At 36.1% G+C, this 18,111-nt stretch carries 14 protein-coding genes; 7 read left to right on the top strand and 7 right to left on the bottom strand.

Annotated elements, in window-relative coordinates; genetic code table 11:
- Positions 1-442: 442 nt before the first annotated feature.
- Entirely contained in the window at positions 443-2,527 is a 2,085-nt protein-coding gene (locus NZ853_08670) for an LTA synthase family protein (GenBank protein MCS7205757.1), read from the top strand.
- Here NZ853_08670 and NZ853_08665 read toward each other — a convergent pair.
- The 3 genes from NZ853_08665 to pdhA are packed head-to-tail and all read right to left on the bottom strand — an operon-like array spanning position 2,509 to position 5,920.
- Positions 2,509-3,969 carry a 2-oxo acid dehydrogenase subunit E2 gene (locus tag NZ853_08665; protein ID MCS7205756.1) on the bottom strand — a complete coding sequence of 487 codons (1,461 nt, stop codon included), beginning with the start codon at positions 3,967-3,969 and terminating at the stop codon, positions 2,509-2,511. The two genes, NZ853_08670 and NZ853_08665, sit on opposite strands and share 19 nt — an antisense overlap.
- Positions 3,970-3,999: 30 nt before the next feature.
- Entirely contained in the window at positions 4,000-4,977 is a 978-nt protein-coding gene (locus tag NZ853_08660) for a pyruvate dehydrogenase complex E1 component subunit beta (protein ID MCS7205755.1), read from the bottom strand.
- 13 nt (positions 4,978-4,990) lie between these two features.
- Positions 4,991-5,920 (bottom strand): pyruvate dehydrogenase (acetyl-transferring) E1 component subunit alpha, encoded by a 930-nt coding sequence (pdhA, locus tag NZ853_08655; protein MCS7205754.1) that lies wholly within the window; start codon positions 5,918-5,920, stop codon positions 4,991-4,993.
- A 297-nt stretch (positions 5,921-6,217) separates the two neighbouring features.
- On the opposite strand from pdhA, the gene NZ853_08650 reads away from it, so the two are divergent.
- The 6 genes from NZ853_08650 (at position 6,218) to NZ853_08625 (ending at position 13,301) form a co-directional block, all read left to right on the top strand.
- The gene (locus NZ853_08650; protein ID MCS7205753.1) at positions 6,218-6,664 is read left to right on the top strand and encodes a DUF192 domain-containing protein; all 447 of its coding nucleotides are present in this window, start codon (positions 6,218-6,220) and stop codon (positions 6,662-6,664) included.
- Positions 6,665-6,770: 106 nt separating this feature from the next.
- Positions 6,771-8,609, top strand: coding sequence for a glutamine--fructose-6-phosphate transaminase (isomerizing) (gene glmS, locus NZ853_08645; protein ID MCS7205752.1), 1,839 nt, complete (start codon positions 6,771-6,773; stop codon positions 8,607-8,609).
- A 50-nt stretch (positions 8,610-8,659) separates the two neighbouring features.
- A complete protein-coding gene (locus tag NZ853_08640) occupies positions 8,660-10,810 on the top strand; it encodes a glutamine synthetase III (GenBank protein ID MCS7205751.1) in 2,151 nt (716 codons plus the stop codon).
- The gene (locus tag NZ853_08635; GenBank protein MCS7205750.1) at positions 10,810-11,931 is read left to right on the top strand and encodes a glucose-1-phosphate thymidylyltransferase; all 1,122 of its coding nucleotides are present in this window, start codon (positions 10,810-10,812) and stop codon (positions 11,929-11,931) included. Before NZ853_08640 ends, NZ853_08635 begins: the two co-directional genes overlap by 1 nt.
- Before the next feature lie 10 nt (positions 11,932-11,941).
- The gene (gene xseB / locus NZ853_08630; GenBank protein ID MCS7205749.1) at positions 11,942-12,193 is read left to right on the top strand and encodes an exodeoxyribonuclease VII small subunit; all 252 of its coding nucleotides are present in this window, start codon (positions 11,942-11,944) and stop codon (positions 12,191-12,193) included.
- Positions 12,177-13,301, top strand: a complete 1,125-nt coding sequence (locus NZ853_08625) for a methyltransferase (GenBank protein MCS7205748.1) — start codon at positions 12,177-12,179, stop codon at positions 13,299-13,301. Before xseB ends, NZ853_08625 begins: the two co-directional genes overlap by 17 nt.
- Here NZ853_08625 and NZ853_08620 read toward each other — a convergent pair.
- The 4 genes from NZ853_08620 to NZ853_08605 form a co-directional block, all read right to left on the bottom strand.
- The gene (locus NZ853_08620) at positions 13,290-14,000 is read right to left on the bottom strand and encodes an ABC transporter ATP-binding protein (GenBank protein ID MCS7205747.1); all 711 of its coding nucleotides are present in this window, start codon (positions 13,998-14,000) and stop codon (positions 13,290-13,292) included. The two genes, NZ853_08625 and NZ853_08620, sit on opposite strands and share 12 nt — an antisense overlap.
- The gene (locus NZ853_08615; GenBank protein ID MCS7205746.1) at positions 13,993-14,973 is read right to left on the bottom strand and encodes a hypothetical protein; all 981 of its coding nucleotides are present in this window, start codon (positions 14,971-14,973) and stop codon (positions 13,993-13,995) included. Before NZ853_08615 ends, NZ853_08620 begins: the two co-directional genes overlap by 8 nt.
- Positions 14,974-15,107: 134 nt before the next feature.
- Entirely contained in the window at positions 15,108-17,609 is a 2,502-nt protein-coding gene (gene ccsA, locus NZ853_08610; GenBank protein MCS7205745.1) for a cytochrome c biogenesis protein CcsA, read from the bottom strand.
- A 37-nt stretch (positions 17,610-17,646) separates the two neighbouring features.
- Positions 17,647-18,069 (bottom strand): cytochrome c maturation protein CcmE, encoded by a 423-nt coding sequence (locus tag NZ853_08605; protein ID MCS7205744.1) that lies wholly within the window; start codon positions 18,067-18,069, stop codon positions 17,647-17,649.
- Positions 18,070-18,111: the final 42 nt, after the last annotated feature.

The following is an 18,111-nucleotide window of genomic DNA, read 5'->3' as shown; positions in this document are numbered from 1 at the left end:
ACTAGAGTTTTGTTTCAAAAAATCTGAAAATTTTAAGAAATCCTAAAAAAATTCCATTTTGCATGAAATTAATAACTAAAGGTTAATTTTAGATACAAAATTTTATTTTAAAAATAATCGACAAAGAAATTAAGTCAAATTTTTTGCAAATGTGAAATATAGATTTCAACCATATATAATTTTGGTTACATTGCCTCTGATGGTTTTGATTTACGTTGAAGGTTATCTTTTTTTTGAAAACAATTTTTTTCATTCTTTAGATAAAGTTTTTATTAAAGATATTTTTTTTAACTACATCGCTTATTTTATATTATTAAATTCATTTTTTCTAATAAACAAACGTAAGATCTATGTTGGTTTTGTGACTTTTTTTTTGTTTGTTTTAACGTTTCTTCAGTTTGTAAATGTAGTGAAAATCAAATTTCGACACGAACCCCTTTTCATGTCTGATCTTTTATTAATGCACGAAGCAGTCTTTTTTAGTGAGTCTATTCTCCAAAACTTCTCAGAAGAAGTTCTTACTTTCTTTGTTTCTTTTGTTCTTGTTTCTTTAGCCATCGCAAAAGTTTTTCATCACGTTCATGTCTTTCTTCCACGTTTGAGATTAATTATCTTGATTGTACTTTCTTCTTTCTTTTTTTTTCTAAACTATCAAAACACTAAAAGCGAATTCCGTTGGGATCCTGTAATCCAACTTTACCAAAAGGGATTTTTACAATATTTAATTTTTGAGGTATTGAATTATTCTGATTATTTCTTTTTCTACTCAGAAAATGATGTGCATAAAGTCATTCAAAACAACAAAATATTTGATCAAAACTCACAAAACGAAAAGGTCCCTTTCACTCCCAACGTCATTTTGGTTTTGAACGAAAGTTTTTGGAATCCAAAGAAAGCAAAACTTCTTTCTTTAAAAAACGATCCAATCAAAGAAATAGAACTCTCTAAAAAAGCTTTTGAAGGCGAGTTGATTGTCCCAAATGTTGGAGGAGGAACAGCAAACACGGAATTCGAAGTCTTAACAGGACTCAGACTGAATTTACTTCCTGAGGGGATATCTCCCTACACAGGATTCATCAATCAATATCTATATGCCTTACCTTTTGTTTTAAAAGAGAGGGGGTATAAATCAATTGCAGTGCATCCTAACTTCGGGTGGTTTTATCATCGTATCGACGTTTATCATTTTCTGGGATTTGATATTTTCTTTCCTTTAGAGTCATTGCCATTTATTCCGAACTACTATGAAGGGGTGATTTTGGATGATAAAGCCTACGATTTTGTTGTTTCGTTGTTAGAGAAAGAACATCAACCCCTTTTTGCTTTTTTGATTACAATTCAAAATCATTTTCCCTATCCTATAACAAATGTTCCCACTGATATGCTTGATGGGATCAAATTGCCTCAAGATTACTTTATTGATGAGTACGAGCAGAAATTGTTTTTCCAACACTTGTTTTTTTTACGGCGTTCAAATCTTGATCTTATCCAGTTTTTAAACAAATTACAAAATCAAAAGGAACCTGTGATCGTGATTAGTTTTGGTGATCATCTTCCACCATTCTCAAAAGAATTTTATCAAAAAATTGGATTGACTGATAATTACTTAGACCTAAGAAAGACCCCCCTTTATATTTGGACCAACTTTAATTTTGATTACTCATTCCCTAAGAATGAACTTTATGCTTATGAACTTTATTACTTGATCTTGGATATTCTTAATATACAAAACTTTCAAACACAAATGTATAAAGGTTTGAATGATAAAAAAGCTTGGAAGCTCTATCAATACGATGTTTTGTTTGGAAAACAAATTTTCTACCAAAAATTCTTAGATAAGCCACTGAACAATAGCCACTATCAAATCGGTTGGATACCTCATGTAGAAAGGATTGAGTGCTCAAATTTCAGTAAGTTCCAAGTTTGCATTTTGGTTGGGAAAAACTTCACTCCCTTCATGAAACTCCAAATCGGGAAAAAAACATATTATCCTGAGTTTATAGACGAAAGTCATCTTATTTTCTTTCATCACCAGAATGAAGAAATAGCTCAAATCAAGAAATCACTATCCATTACAAATGACAGGGATCAAGATTTGAATTCCTCAGAAGTCGAAAACATTCCAATTGAATATCTATCCCCCAGCTGTATGATAACCTCGCAACTTCACGAGATACCCTTTACCATTCTCAGTCAAAATCGAGACTATTACTTAATCAAAATCCCCATCAGACTCAACGGAAACGAAGTATTCCTTACCAAAGGAAAAATTATCCTTCCAAGAATACGTTCCCTTACTGATAAAGACTTTCAAATCCAATACAAAAAGAAAAAATTATCAGATACATACTACATACATGACCAAAACATCTATTTAGCTTTGCCAAATATTTACAAAAAAAGAAATCTTCACCTATCAGAGGTTCTTCGTTTTTTGCAAGAAAGAGAATATGCCCTACACCAACTTTCGCATGATTGTTTAAAAAATCAAAACTATGATATCAGTTTTTATACAAACATTAAGTAAGGATTCTCAATGTATTTTTTGAAAGTTTGAAGAAAGCTTGCTCCTTCTGCTCCATCAATCACTCTATGATCACAGCTCAAGGTAATGGACACAATATTTCCCACTGTAATTTGATCGTTTTTTATGATTGGTTTTTTTTGTATCGTTCCCACCGCCATGATGGCTGCTTCTGGTTCATTGATGATGGCTGAGAATTCTTTGATTCCATACATTCCCAAATTCGAAACCGTAAAAGTTCCATTGGTGTATTCCTCGGGCTTTAGTTTTCTTTCTCGTGCCCTTTTGACCAAGCTACGGATTTGTTTGACCATTTCTAAAAACTCAAGCTGATCTGCATTCCGAACATAAGGAGTAATCAATCCTGAATCCAAAGCCACAGCAATTCCAATATCAATCCTTCCATATTGAATGATGGTATCTCCCTGCCAGCTACTATTCACCACAGGATGTTTTGTTAAAGACTTGGCTACAGCTCTGATGATAAAATCATTTAGTGTTAGTTTGATTTCCTCTTTCATTTCTGCAAGGTCATGATTCATCTTTTCTCGAAGTTCTAAAACGGGATCCACCTCGATATCGATTGTCAAATAATAATGGGGGATATTCGCTTTGGACTGATACAAACGTTCTGCGATGATTTTTCGTATACCTGCTACAGGGATACGTCTATCAGGCTTGATTTCTTTTGTAGGTCCAGCTTTTCTATTTTTTACGAAGTTTTCAACGTCCTTTGCTGTGATTCTTTTTCCGTCTTCGGGAACAATCACACTCAGATCAACTCCATAATTTTCTGCTAGTTTCTTCGCATAGGGGCTTGCGGGGTATTTACTCTTTGTGATGCTTTTTGCTAAACTTATATAAGGAGGTATGCTAATATCGCCGTTTAAGGCTGGTCTATCTATGATGGGCTTTTGAAAATCAGAAACTTCAACCTCGATGCGATCAAATACTTTCTTCGTAGTTTTGATTTCTGATTCTTCTTCACTTTCTATTGCTTCTAAAGTCATTGTTTTTTGAAGAAATTCTTTTGGCTCTTCTGTAGGTTCTTCTGTTTTTGGTGCCCATCCCTCTTCTTTTTTGATTTGAGGTTTCACTGGTGGTGTTTCGATTTTTTCTTCTTTTTGAAGGGTTGGTACTGCTGAAGGAGATTTCATTTCGTTGAGTTTTTTTCTTGCTTTTTCCAATAGTTCTGAAATCTCTTCGCCGATTTCTCCCACAATTGCTATGGGAGCTCCAACGGGCAATTGATCTCCTTCATTTGCGACTGTTGCTAGCAGGATTCCTTCATCAAAAGCCATCATTTCCATGATGGCTTTATCGGTTTCGATCTCTGCTATGATTGTATCTGACTTAACGGCATCACCGGGTTTTTTCACCCAACGAACGAAGGTACCTGTTTTCATTGTTGGGGATAATTGCATTAATTCTATGATACGTGCCATGTTTTACTCCTTTTGATTTCAAAAATAAAACTAAAAGCTCATCAGGGTTTTGACTGCTTGCATGATTTTATCTGGATTAGGTAAACTCAATCTTTCTAGATTTCGTGCATAGGGCATAGGGACGTCCTCTTGACTAACCCGCAAAATAGGAGCATGCAAGTCATAAAAACAATTTCTTTGGATGAAATCGGAAACATACGAACCCACAGAAGCCCTTGGCCAACCTTCTTCGATAATCAAAACCCTTCCTGTTTTTAAAGTAGCTTCGATAATGGCTTGCTCGTCCATGGGTCTTAAGCTCCTCAAATCTAAGATCAAAGGATCATATCCTTCTTTGAGGATTCGATCCAGAGCTTCCATTGTAAACCAAAACCCTCGATTCCAAGTGATGATGGTGAAGTCCTTTCCTTCTCGCTTTACATCTGCTTTTCCAATCGGAATTAAAAATTCCTCATCAGGAACTTCCCATGAGGTGTTATACAGAACCTCACCTTCAATAAAAATCACTGGATTGTTATCACGGATAGAGCTCTTCAGAAGTCCATAGGCATCATAAGCAGTGGCAGGTGCTACTACCTTCAAGCCCGGACAGTGAACATATAGAGCCTCAAGAGACTGGGAATGTTGAGCAGCAAGCATCCCACCTGCACCTCCAGGACCACGAAAAACAATCGGAATCGGGATTTGCCCGCCTGACATGTAAAGAATTTTTGCTGCATTGTTATAGATTTGATCAAAAGCCACCAACGAAAAATTCCATGTCATAAACTCGATGATGGGACGTAATCCCAACATTGCCGCACCAATCCCAACTCCCGCAAAACCCTGTTCTGAGATGGGAGTATCAACTACCCTCATTTCTCCAAATTTTTCCAACATACCCTGACTACACTTATAAGCTCCTTGATAGTGGCCTACTTCTTCCCCCATCAAAAACACATTTGGATCTCGCTCCATTTCTTCGATCATAGCTCTACGAACAGCTTCTCGATAGGTAATCTTTGGCATAGTCTCCCTCCCCTTATTCTACATAAACATCCGTGTATAATTCATAGGGTGCTGGTTCTGGAGATTCTTCAGAAAATCTTATCGCATCTTCAACAATATTTCTTACTTCGGCTTCAATCCTTGCAAATTCTTTTTCATCAACCCCATTGTATTCCAGCATTTTCTGAGCTCGAGAGATTGGGTCTCGCCGCTTCCAAGTTTCAACTTCTTCGGGTGTCCGATATTTAGCCGGATCCGACATGGAATGACCTCGAAATCGATAAGTGCTAATTTCTATTAAAGAAGGTCCTTCTCCTCGTCTTGCTTTTTCAATGTAAGGAAGAATTCTTTTATAAACATACAATACATCATCACCATCAAATTTATCTCTTTCCATGTTATAAGCAACTGCACGGATACTAACATCAGGAACAGACAAAGCACGATAAATAGGAGTTCCCATGCTGTAGTGATTGTTCTCACAAACAAAAACCACAGGCAATTTCCACAATGCTGCCAAATTCAATCCTTCATGAAAAGCCCCAATATTTGCTGCTCCTTCTCCGAAGAAAGCCACTACAACGGCATCTAATTTTTTATATTTAATTGCCCAGCCCACGCCTGATGCCAATGCTACGTGTCCTCCCACAATTCCGTGTCCTCCTAGGAAGTTTTTATGAACATCGAAGAAGTGCATAGATCCGCCTTTCCCTTTTACAATACCTGTGCGTTTTCCTAAAAGTTCTGCCATGAGAGCTCGAGGATCAAGACCACGTACCAAGGCATGCCCATGATCTCGATACGTGGAAATGATATAGTCTTTTTCTTGAAGAGCATAAATGACTCCAGTTCCTACGGCTTCTTGACCAATATACAAATGACAGAAACCACCGAATTTTCCTTGTGCATATAATCGTGCTGCTGCCTCTTCGAAGCGTCGTATCAAAAGCATATCTCGATACATTTTTCTAAGAAGATTTAAGTCAGATTCGCTCAGCTTCTCTAAAGGACGTTCTACACTCGTTGGCAGTATTTGTCTTTGCTCCATGATAATCGATTCTAATCAATCTATCTTTCATGCAAGAAAAAAATACTTTTTTCTGTTTTAAAAAAATAAATAAAGTTTTCTGTTGAACATGACTTAATTAAATTAGTAAAAAAAACTTATAAATTTTCATTATAATCAATGCAGCTTCCTTAAGCAAGCATTTCTATAAAAAAGAATCATTTACAAAAGAATTAGCATTTTTATTTCTTGTGTATGAGAGCTTATGTGGTTATATTGATTTTTGTTTCTTGTTCATGGGGGTTTTCAAAAAAATATGAAATCAAAATCAATGAACATTCTCTTTTGGTAGAATTAGCTGTAACTCAAGAACAAAGACAAAAAGGTTTGATGTATCGAAATCATTTGCACGAAAACGAAGGGATGTTGTTTGTATTTCCTTACGAAGATTATCATTCCTTTTGGATGAAAAACACTTTTATCCCTTTGGATATTGGTTTTTTCGATAAAGAAGGATTTCTTACAGAAGTTCAAACTATGAAACCCAATACAGAAAAAACCTACACTCCTTCAGAACCAATAATGTATGCTGTAGAAGTAAACTCAGGATGGTTTGCAAAACGAAACCTAAAAAAATATTCTAAATTACACCTCACCAACGAAGTAAAAGAAAAAATAAAAGAACTCCAAAAGAAAGATTAAACACAATGTATCTTAAAAACTACTCATGTTATGTTTGTAAATATTTTTTTTCAAATAAGTTTTTATTTTCTTGAGTTCAATCAAAAGAAAAAAAATGTGAATTCATATGTGTGGCATTATTGGTTATGTGGGTAATAAGTCGGTTAATTCTGTTTTGATCGTGGGGTTAATACGTTTAGAATATCGAGGATACGATTCTGCGGGTTTGGCGGTGATTGATAATGGTGAATTAGAAATCCGAAAAGACAAAGGGAAAATCCGAAATTTAGAATATCTTTTAAAAATCCAACCCGTTGAAGGAACAATTGGCATTGGTCATACCCGTTGGGCAACTCATGGAGAACCTTCAAAACAAAATGCTCACCCTCATGTAGATTGCGAAGAAAAAATTGCCATATGCCATAATGGAATCATCGAAAACTATCATAACTTGAGAAATGAGCTCCTACAAAAAGGACACTTGATGCGTTCAGAAACCGACACTGAAGTGATAGTTCATCTCATCGAAGAAGAACTAAAAAAACGAAATACAAAAGAAATCAAAAATGTTCTACCTGAGGTAATCAAACGGATTGAAGGGAAATATGCCGTTGTTATTTTATCTGAATATGAACCCGATAGGATTTATTTTATAAAAGATGGTTCGCCTTTGCTTTACGGGAAAAATCCAGAGGAGTCATTTTTGACAAGTGATATTGTTGCCATGATCCCACAAGCAAAAGAATATTATGTAATCAAGGACAAAGAATGGGGTTGGATAACTCAAAAAGAATTTGTTGTGTTTAATTATCAAAATGAGCCCGTAGAACCAACATTAGAAAAAATCAAAATCCAAGCCATCAGCTTAGATAAAGGTCCTTACGAACATTATATGCTCAAAGAAATCTTCGAACAACCTGACATTTTTCGTAAAATCATCGATACAAGGATGGGAGAAAAAGGAAAAGTTCTTTTTAACGAAATGAAGTTATCAAATGACGTTTTTACCAAAATCACGAGGATAATGATCACCAGTGCGGGAACTTCATGGCATGCTGGATTAGTCGGGAAATTATACATAGAAAATTTTGCAAGGATTGCTACAGAGGTGGATTTGTCGTCTGAATTTCGATACCGAAATCCCATAGCGGAAGGTGACACTCTCGTGATTGCGATTTCTCAAAGCGGAGAAACGGCTGATACTTTAGCAGGAGTTCATGAGGCTAAAGCTCGTTTTTGCAAAGTATTATCTTTTGTGAATCGGACGGAATCTTCGATTGCTCGTGAATCGAACGCTTATATTGACTTGTTGGCAGGTCCTGAGATTGGAGTTGCTTCGACGAAAGCATATACTTCGGAGTTGCTTCATTTACTTTTTTTTGCTTTGTATTTATCAGGCATCAAATGGCTAACAACCCGAGAACAAAGGGAAGAAATCTTCAATGAAATCCGAAAACTTCCATCAAAAATGGAAGCCATTCTTGGAAAAATAGAAAAAATCCAAAACTGGGCAAAGCGATTCAAAGACTCAAGGGATTTTATTTTCTTAGGACGTAATTTTAATCATCCAACAGCTTTAGAAGGTGCCCTCAAGCTAAAAGAAATTTCTTACGTTCATGCTTCAGGCTATGCCGGAGGAGAGTTTAAGCATGGTCCCATAGCCTTAATTGATGAAACCGTCCCCGTGATTTGCATAGCTCCCAAGTCTTCTGTATACGATAAAATGGTTTCCAACATCCAAGAAGTGAAAGCAAGAAAAGGAATAGTCTTAGCCATTATCACGGAAGGAGATACTCAAATCCCTCATATTGTTGATGACTATTTCGAAATCCCTGATACTTTAGAAATCCTCACCCCAATTTTGTCTATCATACCCCTTCAATTATTTGCTTATTATATGGCAATTGAACGAAACTGCGAACCGGACCAACCAAGAAACCTGGCAAAATCCGTAACAGTCGAATAAACTTCATCGAAAAAGATTGAAAAACAAAAATTAAAAAAAAACATTATCTTATGAAGACCAGATCAAAAACGCAGATAGGAAAAAATCAGATAGAAAAGTATTTTGGTTCAAACGTTTTCCACATCAAAAAAATGAAAAAATACCTTCCGAAAGAAACTTTTAAAGCTTACTTAAAAGCTATCGAAAATGGTGAACCTTTGTCATTAGAACACGCAAATGTAATTGCTGAAGCCATGAAAAAATGGGCTATCAAAAGAGGAGCTACCCACTTTACTCATTGGTTTCAACCTATGACAGGTTTTACCGCAGAAAAACACGATTCTTTTTTACACCCCATCCAAACAGGAATTGCTATTACAAAATTGTCAGGAAAGCAACTGATTAAAGGTGAACCTGATGCATCATCATTCCCCTCGGGAGGATTAAGAAGCACTTTTGAAGCACGAGGATACACAATATGGGACATTACTTCTCCAGCCTTCATCAAAGAAAGCAGTGGAACAAAGGTTCTTTGTATTCCTACGGCATTTATTTCTTACAACGGTGATGCTTTGGATAAAAAAACTCCTCTTCTACGAAGTATGGAGGTGTTATCCAATCAAGTGATTCGAGTGCTTCGTCTATTGGGAAACACAACAAGCAAAAGGGCTTATTCGACAGTAGGACCTGAACAAGAATACTTCTTGATCGATAGAAAATACTTCGAGAAACGTTTAGACCTAATCATTACTGGAAGAACCCTCTTTGGAGCTCGTCCTCCTAAAGGTCAAGAAATGGAAGATCACTATTTTGGAAGCATCAAAGAAAGAATTTCAGAATTCATGCAGGAGTTGGATAATGAACTATGGAAAATGGGGGTTTCTGCAAAAACCCGACATAACGAAGTAGCACCTGCACAACACGAAATTGCCCCTAATTTCGAAAATGCTAACATCGCTGTCGATCATAACCAGATCATAATGGAGACCCTCAAGAAAGTTGCTAACCGACACGGACTGGTATGCCTACTTCACGAAAAACCCTTTCTTTACGTGAATGGTTCTGGAAAACACAACAACTGGTCCATCCAAACCGATGATGGAATCAATCTTTTAGATCCAGGCACCACTCCTCATGAAAATCATCAGTTTTTAATTTTCTTGGTTGCCGTGATTAAGGCTATCGATGATTATGCAGATTTATTACGGGTTTCAGCTGCAACTCCTGGAAACGATTTTCGCTTAGGAGCTAATGAAGCACCTCCAGCTATCATTTCCATCTATCTGGGAGATATGCTAACTTCAATCCTAGAAAAAATCGAAAAGCGAGAAATGGATAAAATCCAATATGGAACTTCTAACTTAGACATTGGAATTTCTCAATTATTACACCTACCCAAAGATAATACAGACCGAAATCGAACATCTCCTTTTGCTTTTACAGGAAACAAGTTTGAATTTCGTATGGTTCCTTCTACGGCATCCATAGCAGCGGCAAACTTCACTCTCAATAGTATTGTCGCAGAAACCCTATCTCAGATAGCCGATCGATTAGAAGCAGAATTGCAAAAAAATAACAAATCCTTAGAAGAAATCATCTTGGATATTGTAGCTGATATCTACAAAAAACATAAACGCATAATCTTCAACGGAAATAACTATTCTCAAGAATGGGTGGAAGAAGCAAAACGACGTGGACTTCCGAACATCACAAATACCGTAGATGCGGCAAAAGCAATTATCGCAGAAAAAAATGTTCGAATGTATGAAAAATTAAAAGTTTTCAACAAGAGAGAATTGGAATCTCGATATGAAATTGTATTAGAAAATTATATCAAAACTATTCGGATAGAAGCTAATACAATGCTCACAATGGCAAGGCAAATGATTCAACCTGCTGTGAATCGTTATATCAAAGAAATTGCTGATACCATCATAAGAATTGAAAAGATCCAAGAGGAAGCTCCAATCCAAAGAAAATTACTACGCAACCTCAATCAAAAATTCAAAATCTTAGATGAAAAAATCCAACAATTAGAAAAAGCCATCGAAGGAGAAAACCAAGAATTCAAAGACACCTACGAACATGCTTGCTATATGCGTGATGCGATTCTCAACAAAGCCATGAAAGAACTTCGAGAAATAGTAGACGAATTAGAATTAATGGTCGATAAAAACTACTGGCCAATGCCTGATTATACGGATCTTTTATTTAGAGTCTGATGGAAAAAAATCAAATTTTACTAATTGATTTTGATACCCCATTTTGTAGGATTATTGCAAGATACAAAAGTATTTTTGAAATACGAAATGGGGTATTTTCTCCTATTGAAAGACTCAAAAAAGTCAAAGGGATTGAAAACGTCCTTTACTTTCATCCTGAACCTGTATTAGAAAAAATTTTCAGTAGAAAAAACCAATGGCGTTCTTTTCGAGAAGCCTATCCAGAAATCTCCAACGAAATCAAACGGAAAGGGAATATCCGCGAAATCTATCATTATTTAAAAGAAATCTTTGAAGGTGTAGAGATTTATTCTTCTCAAGACTTTGATATTTTTCGTTCTCTGGATTCTGTTTTGAAAAACCTACAAGAAGATCTTCGTTTTTTGAAGCGAGAAAATTACGTATCTTCCCATAGTTATATTCAAATCATTGGGAATCCCTCCGATGTTTGGATACATCCTTCTGTTGAGGCGACTTTCGGGGTGGTGTTGGATGCACGTAAAGGTCCGATTGTGATTGAGAAAGACACAAAAATCACAGCCTTTACTTACATTGAAGGTCCTTTCTATGCAGCTGAGGGTTGCCATATTGACAATGCCAGGATCACGGGTGGAGTGATTCTGGGAACTTCCTGTAGAGTTGGTGGAGAGATTGAAAACAGCATCTTTGGAAATTTTTCGAATAAACATCACGAAGGATTTGTAGGTCATAGTATCATTGGAGATTGGGTAAATTTGGGAGCTCTTACTACTACATCAGACTTAAAAAATAACTATGGAGAAGTGAAGTTATATGTTCCTCAATCCCGTTTACCTGATTTGAGGGACACCCCAATTCTTTTTAACACAAACCGTTTGAAATTTGGCTCCATCATTGGCGATTGTGTCAAAACTTCGATTGGAACTATGCTCAATACGGGCACCATCCTTGATATTGGTAGCAATGTTTTTGGAGGTAGCCCACCTCCCTACCTTCCACCCTTTTCTTGGGGAATACGAGGACATCGGTATGAACTCGAACGTTTCTTGAAGGATCACGAAAAAATTTTTGCTAGAAGAAATCAAACCATGAGTTCCCATTTCATTGAGTTAACAAGAATTTATCATTCGAAAATGATTTAGAGTTTGAATTATGGAATATCATGATTTCGAAACAGCATTAAAAAGGCTAGAAGAAATCGTAGAAAAACTCGAAAAAGAAGATTTACCTTTAGATGAAATGTTAAGTCTTTATGAAGAAGGAGTAAAACTAAGGGATTATTGTAAAAACTACTTGGAACAAGCAAAAGGAAGAATCTACAAACTCACAAAGTCCGAGAATAATGAAGCGAAAATAGAAGAAGTTTCTGAAGACACGCTCTTTAAAAATGACCAAAAGGAGTAGAACCCTAAAATGGGTTCAAAACGGCTATGTTTTGACATATTACAACGATAAGCCTTTTTTTATTCATGGAGCTCTACCCCAAGAGGAAATTCGATTTCGTATCATCAAAGAAAATAAGCATATTGGTTTTGGTTTCGTTGAGGAGGTTTTGTTTGCCAATCCCAGCCGAATTGAAAATGATTGCAGTGTTTTCCCCATCTGTGGTGGTTGTAGTTTTCGAAATATAAGTTATCAGGATGAAATAAATATTAAAATAGAATTACTCAAAGAATTCCCTACAATAAAAAGGATTTTGGATTCAGTTGCGTGGGAGTTGTTTTTTTCTCCATTTTACCAATATCGAAACCAAGCTAAAATCCATTTTCGAAATCAAAAAAAAGGATTTTTTCAAATCCTTTCGAATGAAATTGTGGGTTTGCCAGAAGAAGGTTGCCGAAATCTCCCCCGAGAGCTCAATGAGTTTATCAAAACCCACCTTCCCTACTCCCATCAAAAAGAACAAAAATTGTTTTTCATCCACGATCAGGTGTATGTGAATCAAGAATTCGAAATTAGACTACCCAAGAAAAATTGGAAGTTATCTACGGATTGTTTTTTACAAACCAACCGTTTTTTGATTCGAAGCTGGCTGGATTGGATTCAAAACCAAATCCAAAATCATATCAGTAAAAAAGATTTACGGGTGATGGATTTATTTTGTGGAACAGGCCTTATTAGTGGTTCTTTCAATGATGAGGTTTCCTATGTAGAAGGCTACGAATCCAACCCCATTTCGTTGGCATATGCCCGTCGAAATTTCGAAAAATTAAAGAAAAAACATAAATTTTTTCAAGTAGATTTGTATCAAAAACCTATTTCGATTCCAAATGATTTCAACGTCGTAATTGTCAATCCTCCTCGAAATGGAATAGGGAAAAAACTATTAAAATCCTTAGGTTCTGCATCCATTCCTATTTTGTATTCATCATGTAATCCTGCAACGTTTGAAAGGGATGTTAAGGTTTTAATGGCAAATCACTATGAGCCCATTTCGTTAGCAATCTTTGATTTCTTTCCCAGAACGCCCCACTTGGAACTAGTGGCTTTTTTTAGAAAACTAAGAAGCTAAAAGTTCTTGGAGTTTTTCTTTTGCGGAGGTCGTGTATTTTTTTCTCGGGATATCTGCAATGATCCTTCCTTTCTTGAGGGCGATAAAACGATCGGCTACTTCTTCAAAAGCCTCATCGTCATGAGTTACAACGATGACAGAGCCTCTTTTCTTAAAGTCTTTTAAAAACTCCAATAAAAATTTCTGTCCCTGAAAATCCATTCCTGTGAGAGGTTCATCCAACAGTAGAATCTTAGGATTGGTAATAAGACATCGGATCAATCCTGCCCGTTGCCTCATACCCCGTGAATAATTACGAACCTCCTCAAACCTACGAGAATAAAGTTGGATTTCTTTTAGATAAAACTCAATTTGATTCCAATCCAAAACATCTTTCTTTTTAGGTTGATACAAAGAAAGAAAATACTGTAAATTTTCCAGCAAATTGAAATCCAAAAAAAGTCCAGGTTCATGCCCTAAGTAAGAAACGTGTTGTAAAAATTCATAATGCTCTGATAGGGTTCGGATTTCTTTTCCTTCGAAAAAGATTTTGGATTCTCCCATGCGATGATGAGAAAGAATTCCTTCAAGCAAGGTGGTCTTTCCCGCTCCATTTGGTCCTAGGACACATAAAATTTCATTGGATTGGAGTTCTAAGTGGAGATTAAATAGAACTTGTCTGCTTCCGTAGTATCGAGAAAAGTTTTGTAGTTTAAGCATGTTTTGATACTCGAATTTGAAGCCCCGCAAAAATAGGAATGAGTAAAAAAATCAAAAGGGTTCCTAAAATCAAAGCGAACGTGGTTTTCCAAGGTTTATCAAAAATGGGATTTTTATAAGCTTTCAATGGATCTTTAAAAATCACTGGACCTTGAGAAAAATCCATTTTCACAACCGATTGATCATAATAAATAAAAAAAGCTTTCCCCAAGTTCGGGATTTGTTTTTCTTCCAAGGTGCCACCTTCGACTTTGGGTTGGAGTTCCTCGGGACGCCACATGATGACACGAAAAATCCGCTGATTTTCTTTTTTGATTTTATTTTGGATGGGATCAATTTGATGTTCAAAATGAAATTCCGGGATTTCTACTTGCACCACTAATTCCGAATTTCCTGGCTTAAAAGCTCTATTGATGACAAAACTTTCTTCTTTTTTTTGAACTTCAACTCTCTGAGGTATCTTTGTCTTTTCGTAAGAAATGGTAGCTATAAGGATATTTGCATTTTTTGGTAAGTAAAATTCCACTTCGCTTGGTAGTATACTTTTTGGAGGGTTTGTTTGATTTTTGATGACGTAAATCATTTGGATTTCTAAATTTTTGTCAAACTTTGTGATTTGATACCCTGAATGAAAATCCAATCCTTGAAGATCTTTCGTTGTTTCGTAAACAAAGACTTTTTTTCTAATGTTCTTTTGTTGGAACTCTTGATTGGAAATCATCTCGCCATAAAATTCATCTCGATAATGAGCTCGGATAATGTAGGGATTGATAGTTGAAACCGGATATTCAAAATACGATGTGGGTTCTTCGATTGTTTTTCGTAGTTGGATGCCTTCTTCTGTTAACTCAAAGATTTCGATTTTATCAGCCTTTGCGGGGGTGGATGTAGTGCCATTCCAAATTTCCGCTTGAATCAAAAACTGCGCAGACAAAGAAAAGTTAGTTAGAAAAATCAATAAAATTCTTTTCATACTTTACCTCGTGGTGTGTTGTTTGTTTTTTCTGAGTTCTTTGACACCAAAGGAAAAAAAGAGAAACTACCGCTAAAAACAAAAAAATCAGAATGAGAACTTTAATAAATTCCATCTGAGATCAAAGTGTTGGTTTACTTTTTTATCTCGACTTGGGGTAGAAAAACAATCAAACCTGCGATGAAAAACAAAAACGTTCCCAACCATAGCAACTTCATGAAAGGATTGATCCAAATTTGCACATCCACAACAATGTTTTTTGGGAAAAGCATATAGTAAGCTTCTGGGCTTCTTTTCAAATCATAGTAATAAAACTCAAACATACTGGCAATGTCAGGGGTTTTGTTGCGATGGGGATCAAAGATGGCTCCAACTTGTATGTAAATGTCTTCTGTCCAACTGGAAATGATTTCTGGTTCGCTTGTTACCAATCTTTCTCCAAAACCGATCGGAGTCCTAATTAAATCTCCTGTATAGGGATGAATTTGAGGGTAAAACCTTCGTTCCGTGATCATACGTTGATCGCTAATTATGCCAAAAGCAAGGTTTTCGATTTTTTCTAAGAATGGTGTTGGTTCATTGGCAAATTGGTAAGGATCAACTTGGCTTGCTGTAATCACTGGCAAATGCTGTGTGGGATTGACTCGATAGTGGGATTCTTGTGATATAGTCAAATAAATGGGATTATTGGGATCAGCATTTGGTTCAAAAAAAGGACGAATGAAAAGTTCTCTTGCTTCAATCGTATATCCTTGAATGTACACCTTATCCCCACTGTAGTAATAAATATAAGGCGAGTTTTCACTTTGAGGTGGCATCAAAGTATAATGGAATTGAACCTGATACTCGGTTTTGAAGGAACCACCCGAAAAACCAATAAATAAGATCACAATCGAAAGGTGAACCAAATATCCCCCATACCTTCGTTGATTCCTTCGAAGAATTTGGATAAAGGATTGGAAAAGGGATTCCTTCATTCGGATTCTTCGAACTCGTATAGCCCTTTGATACTCTTGAACGATACCTGCAATCACAAAAATTCCAATTCCCACCGTCAAGATAGAGAAAATATCAGCAACGATCTGAGGTCCCCATGGACTATTCTCAAGCTTCACAAAAGGACGAAGATAAAAGAAATAAACAAAAGCATACAAAAGAGTTCCAATCAAACCTATCCATAGAGGTTTTTTGATGGATTTTTCGTAAATATGGCTTATGGGTTTACGCCATGATTGTAATGGAGAAAGACCCATGATTAGTAGCATTAGAATCCCAATAGGAACCATTACTTTATTGAAAGTAGTGGGTTTCCATTCAACCTTAAAGCATTGAAATCCATCATTAAAAGAACAATGATAAGGAATCAAAGGAGAAAACACTCCTATCAAAATAATCACAACAGAAATCACCATTAGATAGTTATTGAGTAAGAAGCTCCCTTCTTTTGATGTTATATTTTGGATGTGTTCTTTTGACACCAAAAGATGTCTTTTGAAGTAAAGAAAACGAACAAAATACAAAAAGCTAATGATAATATAAATAATCAACGGGATTCCGATGTCGGATTTAGCAAAGGAATGAGGTCCTTCAATCACACCACTACGTGTGATCCAGGTCCCCAAAAGGCAAAAGTGATACGTAAGAACAATCAAAAGCAAACTCCAAAAATGAAACATTTTTCGTTGTTCCAAAACCGCCAAGGAGTGTAAAAACGCAGTTCCGAAAAGAAATGGCATCAAACTCGCATTTTCAACGGGATCCCACGCCCAATAACCGCCCCATCCAAGTTCTTCATATGCCCAAAGACTTCCCAACAAAATCCCAAAACCCAAAAAAAACCAAGAAAACAAACCCCACCTTCGAAAAAGCGAAAGTAAATCCTGACGAACATTTCCCGAAATCACAGAGCTGATATATAACGCAAACGGAATAGCATAGCTAACATAACCAATATACAAAATCGGGGGGTGGATAATCATCGCCCAATGAAGGAGAAGAGGATTCATGCCCTTTCCTGCCTTCATGGGAGCGTAGTATTCAAGGAAAGGTTGACCATCCTCAAAATACAAAATCAACGAAATAAAGAGCAGATGAATAGAACTAAGAATCAAAATCACAATGGGAATTCGATTTTGAAGTTGGAATCGATCTTTATACAAAACATAAAAAGAAAAAAAGCTCAAAATCAGATACCAAAACAAAAGAGAACCACTAGGACCCGCCCAAATCGCAGTAAGCCGATAAAAAAGAGATAAACCATCCGAAGAATAACTTACGACATACTTACTCGAATAATCACTAATTATTAATTGTATCCATAGGATAGTAGCCGCTATCAGTGTGACGAAGAAATTGACAATGAGACCTTGTTTTGCTAATTCTAAGGCTTGGTTTTTGTTGATCTTGAGAAATTCAAAGGTTTTTAATGACAGATATTCCCAAACTTCTACGATCCTTCGATAAAAACGAATGACCTTGAGTTTGTTTTTACGAAATAACAGTTCTAAGATAAGAGATCGAAGGAGTTGGAATTTTAATTTTGTGGGGAGGCTCAATAATCCCATCAAAAAAGAAAACAATACCAAAATACCAATGACTACAATTGTGATGGAACCTAATTCATTCCAGCTTAGCATAATTGACTTTCCTTATTCTTATAGGTTATACTGGTTTTCACAGGTTTTTTGTATTTTGAGGAAGGGTGCTTGTATAGGAGGGAGCTTCGTATTTAGAAGCACATTTTGCTTCTATTTTGTAGGCAACAAATCGACCATCGGGTTGTAATCGACCATCAATTCTTACAGGAGCAGCATCGCCAAACGTATCTGGAATTTGAGTTTTTCCATTAAAGTAAACAAGGACCTCTTTGTTGTTATGGGTTACGATGAATTCCGCTTTGTTCCCCATACGTAAAATACTTCCGGGTTTTACAAATCCACGAATACGTAATTCTTTGTTATAAAGTGAAGCCTTGTTATCAACGACATAATCAGCATCTACGATAAGCAAGGTCTGACTTGTATCAGGATTGATAAAGAAGAGACTCAAGACTAATGCGATAAGAGACACAAGTATAAAGAAGATTTTTTTGTTCATACCTACCAATTAATTTCGATTCAGGATATAAGCAACCTAAAT

It is taken from the genome of Leptospiraceae bacterium, assembly GCA_025059995.1.
Classification (GTDB): domain Bacteria; phylum Spirochaetota; class Leptospiria; order Leptospirales; family Leptonemataceae; genus SKYB61.
This window is presented reverse-complemented; position numbering and strand designations above follow the sequence as displayed.

Coding starts and splice junctions, on each gene's coding strand:
- NZ853_08665 (MCS7205756.1), bottom strand. CDS start 3,969: ATGGCACGTATCATAGAATTAATGCAATTATCCCCAACAATGAAAACA.
- NZ853_08660 (MCS7205755.1), bottom strand. CDS start 4,977: ATGCCAAAGATTACCTATCGAGAAGCTGTTCGTAGAGCTATGATCGAA.
- xseB (MCS7205749.1), top strand. CDS start 11,942: ATGGAATATCATGATTTCGAAACAGCATTAAAAAGGCTAGAAGAAATC.
- pdhA (MCS7205754.1), bottom strand. CDS start 5,920: ATGTATCGAGATATGCTTTTGATACGACGCTTCGAAGAGGCAGCAGCA.
- NZ853_08625 (MCS7205748.1), top strand. CDS start 12,177: ATGACCAAAAGGAGTAGAACCCTAAAATGGGTTCAAAACGGCTATGTT.
- NZ853_08615 (MCS7205746.1), bottom strand. CDS start 14,973: ATGAAAAGAATTTTATTGATTTTTCTAACTAACTTTTCTTTGTCTGCG.
- glmS (MCS7205752.1), top strand. CDS start 6,771: ATGTGTGGCATTATTGGTTATGTGGGTAATAAGTCGGTTAATTCTGTT.
- NZ853_08635 (MCS7205750.1), top strand. CDS start 10,810: ATGGAAAAAAATCAAATTTTACTAATTGATTTTGATACCCCATTTTGT.
- NZ853_08640 (MCS7205751.1), top strand. CDS start 8,660: ATGAAGACCAGATCAAAAACGCAGATAGGAAAAAATCAGATAGAAAAG.
- NZ853_08620 (MCS7205747.1), bottom strand. CDS start 14,000: ATGCTTAAACTACAAAACTTTTCTCGATACTACGGAAGCAGACAAGTT.
- NZ853_08605 (MCS7205744.1), bottom strand. CDS start 18,069: ATGAACAAAAAAATCTTCTTTATACTTGTGTCTCTTATCGCATTAGTC.
- NZ853_08650 (MCS7205753.1), top strand. CDS start 6,218: ATGAGAGCTTATGTGGTTATATTGATTTTTGTTTCTTGTTCATGGGGG.
- NZ853_08670 (MCS7205757.1), top strand. CDS start 443: ATGTCTGATCTTTTATTAATGCACGAAGCAGTCTTTTTTAGTGAGTCT.
- ccsA (MCS7205745.1), bottom strand. CDS start 17,609: ATGCTAAGCTGGAATGAATTAGGTTCCATCACAATTGTAGTCATTGGT.